Below are 9,910 nucleotides of genomic sequence, written 5' to 3' on the forward strand. Positions count from 1 at the left end.
CGACCGGGTCGGGTAGCCGAGGACCATGGCCGAACAGCGATTCCACCAGGGCGACCAGGTTTCCTGGTCGGCCCATGGCAGCCGCGCGTACGGCGTGGTGCGGGGCACGATCACCGAGCGGACGCGGCTTCGCGGACGGACCGTGAACGCGTCCCCCGATGACCCGCAGTACCGGGTCCGCAGTGCCGGCACGGGCCGCGACGTGGCCCACCGTCCCGGGGCGTTGCGTCATGAGCAAGGCTGACGACCAGGGCCGGGACACCTACCGGGAGTTCACCGAGGCGGTGAACATGAAGCCCGGCGAGCTGTCCAGCTGGCTCGAGACCGACGAGTCGAAGCAGGTCGGCTGGCACAAGGGCGGCCGTACCGGTGGGGGTGAGTCGGTCGGGCACGAATCCGGCCGGAAGATCATCAACCTGCTCCGCCGCAAGCGCGACGAGCTGTCCGAGGCGGACTACAAGCACATGCGCAAGGTGGTCGGCTACGTACACCGACACATGGCGCAGCGCCCTTCCGGCAACGTCCGCGACACCAAGTGGCGCTGGTCCCTGATGAACTGGGGCCACGACCCCCTCAAGTAACCAGCCCCAGGCACGTCCCAGATCCCCAATCCAGCGATGGGACGCGACGCGACCAGCCCAGCCTGGTCAGGGGTTCCGGGGCAGCCCGACCCGCGCAGGGATCAAGCCTGACCGCCCGGAGCGGGTCGGCTGCCCCGGAACCACCCAACCGCAACCAACACAAATCAGTGATCAGCGCTGTTCCAGTCCCGACCCTCGCCGACCGACACCTCCAGCGGCACCGACAGTGGGTGGGCCGCGCCCATCTCCCGCCGAACCAGCGCCTCCAACGCCTCCCGCTCGCCGGGGGCGACCTCGAAGACCAGCTCGTCGTGCACCTGTAGCAGCATCCGGGAGCGCAGCCCGGCCTCGCCGAGCGCGGTGTCGACGTGCAGCATCGCCACCTTGATGATGTCGGCCGCGGAGCCCTGGATCGGGGCGTTGAGCGCCATCCGCTCGGCGATGTCCCGGCGCTGCCGGTTGTCGCTGACCAGGTCGGGCAGGTAGCGGCGGCGGCCCAGGATGGTCGAGGTGTAGCCGTCCTGCCGCGCCCGGGCGACCACCTGCTGGAGGTAGTCGCGCACCCCGCCGAAGCCGGCGAAGTAGTTCTCCATCAGCCCGCGCGCCTCTTCGGTGCTGATGCTGAGCTGCTGGGACAGGCCGAACGCGCTGAGCCCGTACGCCAGACCGTAGTTCATGGCCTTGATCTTGCGCCGCTGGTCGGCGGTGACCTCGTCGACCGCCACCCCGAAGACCGACGAGGCGGTGGCGGCGTGGAAGTCGGCGCCGGAGTTGAACGCGTCGATCAGCGCGTCGTCGGAGCTGAGGTGCGCCATGATGCGCATCTCGATCTGGCTGTAGTCGGCGGTGAGCAGGCACTCGTAGCCCTCTCCCACCACGAAGGCCCGGCGGATCCGCCGGCCCTCCTCGGTGCGGATCGGGATGTTCTGCAGGTTGGGCTCGGTGGAGGAGAGCCGACCGGTGGCCGCGACAGTCTGGTTGAAGGTGGTGTGGATCCGGCCGTCGTCGGAGACCGACTTGAGCAGCCCGTCGACTGTCGACTTGAGCTTGGCCACGTCCCGGTGGCGCAACAGGTGGGCCAGCACCGGGTGTGGCTGCTGCGCGTAGAGCCACTGCAGGGCGTCGGCGTCGGTGGTGTAGCCGGTCTTGATCTTCTTGGTCTTCGGCAGACCCAGTTCGGTGAAGAGGATCTCCTGTAGCTGCTTGGGCGAGCCGAGGTTGAACTCCCGGCCGACCGCCTCGTACGCGCCCTGGGCGGCGGCCTTCACCTCGGCGGCGAAGTGTGCCTCCAACTCGAACAGATAGTCGGTGTCGGCCGCGATACCGACGGTCTCCATGCCGGCGAGCACCCGCATCAGCGGCAGCTCCACTCCGGCCATCAGCCGGGCGGACTGCTCGCCGTCGCGCGACAGCTCGGCGTCGATCGCGTCGGCCAGGTCGAGGGTGGCGCGCGCCTGGAGCATCAGGTTCTGCTCGACCACCCCCTCGTCGCCCAGCCCGTCGAGGGTGAGCTGGCCGGTCTCCGGGACGTCCACCCGTAGCTCCCGGTGCAGGTAGCGCAGCGCCAGGTCGGTCAGGTCGTAGGACCGCTGGTCGGGGCGGGCCAGGTAGGCGGCGATCTGGGTGTCCCGGACGATGCCGGCCAGCTGCCAACCGTGCGCGACGCAGGCCAGCACGGCCGGCTTGCTGTCGTGCAGCACCTTGGGCCGCTGCGGGTCGGCGAGCCAGGTGGCGAGCGCGCCCTCGTCGGTCGGGTCGAGCCGGGCCGGGTCGACCCAGGCCGCGGCCCCGCCCGCGGTGGCCAGCGCCAGGCCGGTGATCGAGGCGGTGTGCCGTCGGTTGGGGCCGGTGTCGAGCTTGACCGCCAGGCCGACCGGGGTGCCGGTCGGTGCGTGCGTGCTCAGCCACCCGGCCAGTGCGCCAGCTTCGGTGAGCACCTCGCCGGTGAGGTCGAACCCGGACTCGGCCTCCGGCTCGACGGACTCCAGGTACTGGTAGAGACGGTCCCGCAGGATGCGGAACTCCAGGGTGTCGAAGACCTGGTGCACCGCCTCCCGGTCCCAACCGGCCCAGCGGGTGTCCTCCGGGCGCAGCGGCAGCTCCAGGTCGGAGACGAGCCGGTTGATCTCGTAGTTGCGGATCACGTCGGCGAGCCGCTCCCGCAGGCTGTCGCCGGCCTTGCCCTTGATCTCGTCGGCCCGGGCGATAACGCCCTCGACCCCGCCGTACGTGGTGATCCACTTGGCGGCGGTCTTGGGGCCGACCCCCGGGATGCCGGGCAGGTTGTCGCTGGTCTCACCGACCAGGGCGGCGAGGTCGCGGTACTGCTGTGGCTCGACGCCGTACTTCGCCTGGATCGCGGCCGGATCCATCCGGGCCAGGTCGGAGACACCCTTGCGCGGGTAGAGGACGGTGATCTGGTCGTCGACCAGTTGGAAGGCGTCCCGGTCGCCGCTGCTGATCAGCACCGACATGCCCTGGTCGCGGGCCTGGCAGGCGAGCGTGGCGATGACGTCGTCGGCCTCGAAGCCCTCCTTCTCCACCACCGGGATCTGTAGCGCGGCCAGGACCTCCTTGACCAGGCTGACCTGACCCTTGAAGTCGGTCGGGGTCTCGCTGCGGCCGGCCTTGTACTCCGCGTACTTGTCGGTGCGGAAGGAACGGCGGGAGACGTCGAACGCCACGACGATGTGGGTGGGCTGCTCGTCGCGCAGCACGTTGATCAACATCGAGGTGAAGCCGTAGACCGCGTTGGTCGGCTGACCCGTCGTGGTGGAGAAGTTCTCCACTGGCAGGGCGAAGAAGGCCCGGTATGCCATGGAATGTCCGTCGACGAGGAGCAGGCGCGGTGTCGTAGCTGTCACGGCAGCGACTCTAGTCCGTCGTACCGACATCCCTGGCCCTCGGCACGGGGTGCCGCGACGCCGAGCCGAACGCCGGCGGCCGGCCACCCCTCGCAAGGGATGACCGGCCGCCGCTCGGGGTGGCTCAGGCCACGCCGAGGTACGCCTCCTTGACCGACGGATCGTGCAGCAGGTCCTGTCCGGACCCCTCCTTCACGATCGACCGGTCTCCAGCACGTAGCCGCGGTGCGCCCGCGACAGTGCCTGCTGGGCGTTCTGCTCCACCAGCAGGATGGTGGTGCCCTGCTGGTTGATCTCCGTGATGATGTCGAAGATCTGCCGGATCACCAGCGGAGCCAGACCCATCGACGGCTCGTCGAGCAGCAGCAGCTTCGGTCGGCTCATCAGCGCCCGGCCGACCGCGAGCATCTGCTGCTCGCCGCCGGAGAGGGTGCCACCGGCCTGCTTGCGCCGCTCGGCCAGCCGCGGGAACAGGGTCAGCACCCGGTCCAGGTCGGCGGCGATGCCGGCGGAGTCCCGCCGGGTGTACGCCCCCATGTCCAGGTTCTCCATCACCGTCATACCCGGGAAGATCTGCCGACCCTCCGGCGACTGGCACAGCCCCCGGACCACCCGCAGGTCGGCCCGGAGCTTGCTGATGTCCTCGCCGTTGAAGGTGATCTTCCCGCTGGCGAGCGACCGGGTTCCGGAGATGGCCCGCATGGTGGTGGTCTTACCGGCGCCGTTCGCGCCGATCAGGGCCACCACCTCGCCCTCGTTCACGGTGAGGCTGATGCCGTGCAACGCCTCGATCCGGCCGTAGGTGACGGCGACGTTCTCAAGCTCAAGCAGCGTCATCGGCGGGCTCCCCCAGGTACGCGGCGATCACCTTCGGATCGCGGCTGACCTCCGCGGGCGCACCCTCGGCGATCTTGCGGCCGAACTCCAGCACCACGATCCGGTCGGTGACCCCCATGACCAGCCGCATGTCGTGCTCGATGAGCAGGACGGTCAGGCCCATGTCACGGATCTTGCGGATCAGGGTGAGGAGCTCCTCCTTCTCCGCCGGGTTGAAGCCGGCGGCCGGCTCGTCCAGGCAGATCAGCTTCGGCTCGGTGGCCAGTGCCCGGGCGATCTCCAGACGGCGCTGGTAGCCGTACGGCAGGTTGCGCGCCTCGTCGTTGGCCCGGTCGGCGATCCCGACGAACCGCAGCAGCTCGAGCGCCTTGGCCTCGGCGGCCCGCTCCTCCAGGACGTACCGGGACAGCCCGAACGTCCGGGCACAGCTCCGGCGGATCTCCTGCCACGTCCGGGCGAGCCCGGACGTGGCGGTGACCTGCGGCAGCTCGTGCGGCTTGGCCTTCATCCGGGGCAGTCGGAACAGCGCACCCGGCACGCTCGTCTTGTGCCGGGAGTCCGTGCCGACCATGACGTTCTCCATCGCCGTCATCTCCGGGAAGAGACGGATGTTCTGGAACGTCCGGGAGATGCCGAGCTGGCTGATCTGGTGCGGCTTGCGGCCGGTGACCCGCTGGCCACGGAACCGGACCGCACCGGAGGTCGGCTTGTAGACGCCGGTCATCACGTTGAAGCTGGTGGTCTTGCCGGCACCGTTCGGGCCGATCAGACCGAGGATCTCACCCTCGTAGATCTGGAAATTGATCTTGTCGAGGGCAACCACGCCGCCGAAACGGAGCGTGACGTCGTCGACCTCGAGCAGCACCGAGCGCGGGCTCGGCTGGGTCGGGATCTTCGGCGTCGCCGTGCTGGTGGTCTGGTCAGACATGAGCGGGCGCCTCCTCTGCCTCGGCCGCGCGGTCCTTCAACTCGCGGGCCCGTCGCCGGCTGGGGATCAGACCCTGCGGACGCAGGATCATCACCAGCACCATGGCCAGACCGAACACCAGCCACCGGTAGTCGGCGAAGTCGCGGAACCGCTCCGGCAGGTACGCGAGCAGCACCGCGCCGAGCGAGACGCCGATCATGTTGCCGGAGCCACCGACCACGACCATCGCCACGAAGAGGATGGAGAGGTTCGCGTTGAACTGGGTCGGGTCGATGAACGCGTTGCGGCTGCCGAAGAGGAAGCCGGACAGACCGCCGAGCGCCGCACCGATGGCGAACGCCCAGAGCTTGAACTTGAACGGGTACACGCCCATCACCGCCGCGGCGTCCTCGTCCTCCCGGACGGCGAGCCACGCCCGGCCGACCCGGCTGCGTTCCAGCCGGCGGACCAGGAACACCATGATCAACACGAAGGTGATCGCCAACCAGTACCAGGGCTTCGCGTCGATCAGACCGAAGACCTTGTTGTCCGGCGACGGCGCGCCCTCGGGGCCGGGAATGGCGGAGATGCCGACCGGGCCGTTGGTCAGCCCGGTGGCGTTACGCGCCACGATCCGGATGATCTCGCCGAAGCCCAGCGTCACGATGGCCAGGTAGTCACCGCGCAGCCGCAGCGTCGGCCAGCCCAGCAGCACCCCGGAGATCATCGTCAGCACGATGGCGATGAACAGGCAGATCGCCCACGTCACCGCCCAGGTCGGCGGCAGGTTGAACTCCTGCTGGATCCACTTCACCACCGGCGAGTTCACCGAACCGAACAGCGCCACGCTGTACGCCCCGATGGCGAAGAAGCCGATGTAGCCCAGGTCGAGCAGGCCGGCGAGGCCGACCACCACGTTCAGGCCGATCGCGACCAGCACGTAGATGGCGCAGATGAAGAGCACACCCGCCCAGTTGTTACCGCCCTGGATCGAGTCGGTACGCAGCCAGGTCAGGCCCGGAATGCCGAGCAACGGCAGGTAGTAGAGGATCGCCACGAACGCGGCCAGGCCGAGGGCCTGCTGCCACTTCGTCAGCGCCCGCCAGCGGTCGCCGACAGTGGTCAGCATGCTCACCCGACGGCGGTCGGCGGAGCGAATCTTGTCGATCATGCGCGGGCCCTCCCGAGCGACTCGCCCAACAGACCGGTCGGCCGGAACATCAGCACCACGATCAGCACCACGAAGGCGATGACGTCCTCCCAGTTGGACGCGAAGAGCGTGGCGCCGTAGACCTCGACGATGCCGAGGAAGAGGCCACCCAGCAGCGCGCCGCGCAGGTTACCGATGCCGCCCAGGACCGCGGCGGTGAACGCCTTGAGGCCGAGCACGAAGCCGATGCTGTTCTGGGTGAAGCCGAACCGCATGCTCCACAACAGAGCGGCGGCACCGGCCATGATCCCACCGAGCACGAAGATCAGCATGATCACGCGCTCCTGGTTGACGCCCATCAGCGCGGCGGTCTCCGGGTTCTGGGCCACCGCGCGCACACCCCGGCCGTACCGGGTGCGGTTGATGAACCAGTCCAGTAGCGCCATCATCGCCACGGCCGCGATGAAGACGATCAGCTGGATGTTCGTGATCGCCGTGTTGCCGATGGTGAACAGGGTCTCCTGCTGGATGATCGTCGGCATACCGACGATCTGCCGGGGCCGGCCGAACACATCCGGCAACGCGCCACCGAGCAGCTTGGGCAGCACCTGCCCGAAGAGTTCCACGAAGACCAGCGACAGACCGATCGCGGTGATCAGGAAGATCAGCGGCGGCGCGTTCTTGCGCCGCAGCGGCCGGTACGCGACCCGCTCGAGCGCCAGGGCCGTACCGCCCGAGGCGGCCGCCGCGACGACCAGACCGAGCACCAGGAACAGGATCGCCTGGCCGACGGGGGGGTTATTTTCGACCCCGAGCTGGTTCCAGAGGATCAGCACCGCGAAGGTACCGACCATGAACACCTCGGAGTGCGCGAAGTTGATCAGGCGAAGGACGCCGTAGACGAGGGTGTAGCCGAGGGCGATCAGGGCATAGATGGCGCCCTTGGACAAGCCATCGACCGTGTGCTGGCCGAGATGGCCGATCAGTTCATCGAAATGCACCGGGGGTCTCCTTGAATCGAGTACGGCCGGGGTGAGACACCCCGGCCGCACTCCATTGCGTGGGGCGTCAGCTGAGCTTGAGCTCCTGCAGCGCTTCGATGGCCTCGCCCTTGATCTGGTAGGCCCAGATGACGACCTTCGTCGGGTCGACGTCACCCTTGGCATCGAACTTGATGTACTTCGACACACCCTGCTTGTCGTACGCCTTCACGTACGCCAGGATGTCCGCCCGGGTCTTCTTGCCGGCCTTGAAGGCGTCCAGGTAGATCGTCGCGGCGTCGAAACCCTCGGCGCCGTAGGAGCCCGGCGGGATGCCGAACTTCTTCTGGTAGTCGGCGGAGAAGGTGCCGCCGGCCTTGTCGGCCGGGAGGCACGGGCAGGTGATGATCGCGCCCTCGGCGCGCCGGAGGCACCCTTCGGGAACGCCGTGTCGTAGAGACCGTCCGGGCCGACGAACTTGGCCTGGACACCGGCGGCACGCATCTGCTTCACCAGCGGAGCGGCCTCACGGGTGTAGCCGCCGTAGAAGACGTAGTCCGCCTGGGCAGACTTGATCTTGGAGATGGTGGCGTCGAACTGCGCCTGCCGCTCCTGGATCTTGTCCTTGTTGACCACCAGCGGGCCGAGCTGCTTGCCCAGCTCCTCGGTGATACCCGCGCCGTACGCGCTGGCGTCGTCGATCATGAAGACCTTCTGGGCGTTCTGGGTCTTCAGGTAGCTCGCCACCGCGCCGGCCTGCGTGCCGTCGTTGCCGACCACCCGGTAGAAGGACGTGTTGCCCTTCTGGGTCAGGTCGGTACGGGTCGCCGACGGGCTGACCATCGCCAGGCCGGCAGCCTGGTAGATCGGCATCGTGGCGTCCGACTCACCGGAGAAGTGACCGCCGATGACACCGAGGAACGAGTTGTCACTCGCGATCTGGTTCGCGAACGGGGTCGCCACCGCGGGGTCACCCTGGGTGTCGAACGGCTGCATGGTGACCTTGCAGTTCGGGTTCGCGGTGTTGAACTGCTCCACGGCGAGATTCGCGCCGTTCAGCGACGGAATCACCAGACCCGCGTTGTCACCGGTGAACGCGCCGAAGATCGCGATCTTGCCACCGCAGTCACCGGACGCGGTCCCACCATCGCCGCCACCGGAATCCTGGCAACCAGCCGCGACCACCAGAGTCGCGGCGAGCGCGACGGTGCCCAGCGCCCGTACATAGCTTCGCCTCACGGCTTCCTGACCTCCTCGAGATGCGGACGCGGCTGACCCGAAGTGACGGCGACAGCAGCTGACCGCAATTCCACCCACCCCGCAGGGACGCCCCCTGCGTTACGGCTCGTGATGGCGGAGCGTACCGACACGACATACCGTCCCGGAAGGCCTGAAGGCGGGGTCTGCGAAACCGTTACGAAGACGTGGGCAATCTCGTCGATGTCCGTAACAGGTGAATCGGCCAGACGGTCCTTAAGCCCATGATCCCGCGCGGTCCAGCCGCGCTCAAACCGGCCTAGAATCGCCTTGGAAAGGCCAGATCACCTGCGCGAACGCCGTCACGCGCCAGATCGGCGTCGGAGCGCCGCCCCGGGTGTCGACAATCAGACGCCGGGGCCGGTCGTCGACCACAGCCCGGCCCGGGTGCCGTCGTCTGCCGCCAACCACCACCGGTCACCCACCGCCACCAGCGTCACGTCCCGATCGGCGCCCGCCGGCACGTCGATCGGCATCGCGGCCTCCCGCCACGACCCGCCACGATCCGTCGACACCCACACCGAGTGCCGTGCCCCGTCGCCCACCGCGGCGAACAGTCGATCCCCGGACGACACCAGCGAGGCGACCGCCGGCACCCCGGCCCCGGCCCGCCGCCCGAACGTCCCGGCGGGCACCCAGCCCGCCGCCTCCTGCCGCCACGCGCCGAACACCGCCCCGCGCAGCCCCACCGCCACCGGCACCCCGCCGACCAGCACGACCCGCTGCAACTCCTCGTACTCCGGGCCACCCGGCAACACGGTGCGCCGCCACGACCGCCCGTCCGACGACGACCACACCGCCGGATCCCGGTCGATCCGACCAGCCGGCAGCAGGCCACCCACCGCCAGCCAGCCCGACGGGTTGGCCACCGCGTCGAACGCCCAGGTCACGCCCACCTGGTCGCTGGCCAGCTCCGGTGCGCCCTCGACCAGCGTGAACTCCGCCGCGGGCGGCGAGGCCACCCAGGACGCCGCACCCGCCGAACGGTTGCCGACGATCAACCAACCCGGCGCACCCGCCGCCAGCCGGGACACGTTCACCGCCGTCGGACCGCCGTACGTCTCGAACGGCGCCTGCACCTCGATGAGCGCACCGTCGGCCACCTGCCGCCAGGTGCTCACTCTCGGATAGCCGTGCGCGCCGCCGACCTTGGCACCGATCAGCGCCACCTTCCCGTCCCGGCAGGCCGCCGACAGGAACACGTTCTGCCGACCGTAGAAGGAGTCCGGCCGGACCGGGAGCACCGTCCAGGTCGTACCGTCCATGCTGGTCCAGGCCGCCGGACGGGTGCCGCCGGCGGCGTCCGCGACGCCACCGACCAGGAACCACCGACC

Annotated in this window: 6 protein-coding genes and 3 pseudogenes; 2 read left to right on the plus strand and 7 right to left on the minus strand. The window is 69.1% G+C overall.

Features of this window, described 5'->3' with window-relative positions; translation table 11 throughout:
• Positions 1-25 precede the first annotated feature (25 nt).
• Together JM949_RS13670 and JM949_RS13675 are read left to right on the plus strand one after the other, a co-directional pair.
• Positions 26-244 (plus strand): hypervirulence associated TUDOR domain-containing protein, encoded by a 219-nt coding sequence (locus JM949_RS13670; protein WP_203148875.1) that lies wholly within the window; start codon positions 26-28, stop codon positions 242-244.
• A pseudogene (locus tag JM949_RS13675) lies at positions 231-578 on the plus strand (DUF3140 domain-containing protein); the annotation flags it as partial. The gene JM949_RS13670 and the pseudogene JM949_RS13675, both read left to right, overlap by 14 nt.
• Positions 579-745: 167 nt before the next feature.
• Here JM949_RS13675 and polA read toward each other — a convergent pair.
• From polA to JM949_RS13710, 7 genes and pseudogenes are all read right to left on the minus strand, one after another.
• Positions 746-3,445 carry a DNA polymerase I gene (gene polA / locus JM949_RS13680; protein ID WP_203148877.1) on the minus strand — a complete coding sequence of 900 codons (2,700 nt, stop codon included), beginning with the start codon at positions 3,443-3,445 and terminating at the stop codon, positions 746-748.
• Between the two features lie 124 nt (positions 3,446-3,569).
• Positions 3,570-4,282: pseudogene (locus JM949_RS13685) on the minus strand (ABC transporter ATP-binding protein).
• A complete protein-coding gene (locus tag JM949_RS13690; protein ID WP_238433117.1) occupies positions 4,269-5,210 on the minus strand; it encodes an ABC transporter ATP-binding protein in 942 nt (313 codons plus the stop codon). Before JM949_RS13690 ends, JM949_RS13685 begins: the two are co-directional and overlap by 14 nt.
• Positions 5,203-6,360, minus strand: a complete 1,158-nt coding sequence (locus tag JM949_RS13695; RefSeq protein WP_203148878.1) for a branched-chain amino acid ABC transporter permease — start codon at positions 6,358-6,360, stop codon at positions 5,203-5,205. Before JM949_RS13695 ends, JM949_RS13690 begins: the two co-directional genes overlap by 8 nt.
• Positions 6,357-7,340, minus strand: a complete 984-nt coding sequence (locus JM949_RS13700) for a branched-chain amino acid ABC transporter permease (RefSeq protein WP_203148879.1) — start codon at positions 7,338-7,340, stop codon at positions 6,357-6,359. Before JM949_RS13700 ends, JM949_RS13695 begins: the two co-directional genes overlap by 4 nt.
• Before the next feature lie 67 nt (positions 7,341-7,407).
• A pseudogene (locus tag JM949_RS13705) lies at positions 7,408-8,558 on the minus strand (branched-chain amino acid ABC transporter substrate-binding protein).
• A gap of 365 nt (positions 8,559-8,923) precedes the next feature.
• Positions 8,924-9,910 (minus strand): hypothetical protein (locus JM949_RS13710; RefSeq protein ID WP_203148880.1); only part of this gene is annotated, 987 nt, incomplete at its 5' end.

Origin of the sequence: Micromonospora tarensis (genome assembly GCF_016803395.1) — a bacterium.
GTDB lineage: Bacteria > Actinomycetota > Actinomycetes > Mycobacteriales > Micromonosporaceae > Micromonospora > Micromonospora tarensis.

Bases quoted from the DNA above. Each gene is read 5' to 3' on its own strand.
- JM949_RS13695 (WP_203148878.1), bottom strand. From the start codon at position 6,360: ATGATCGACAAGATTCGCTCCGCCGACCGCCGTCGGGTGAGCATGCTG.
- JM949_RS13670 (WP_203148875.1), top strand. From the start codon at position 26: ATGGCCGAACAGCGATTCCACCAGGGCGACCAGGTTTCCTGGTCGGCC.
- JM949_RS13690 (WP_238433117.1), bottom strand. From the start codon at position 5,210: ATGTCTGACCAGACCACCAGCACGGCGACGCCGAAGATCCCGACCCAG.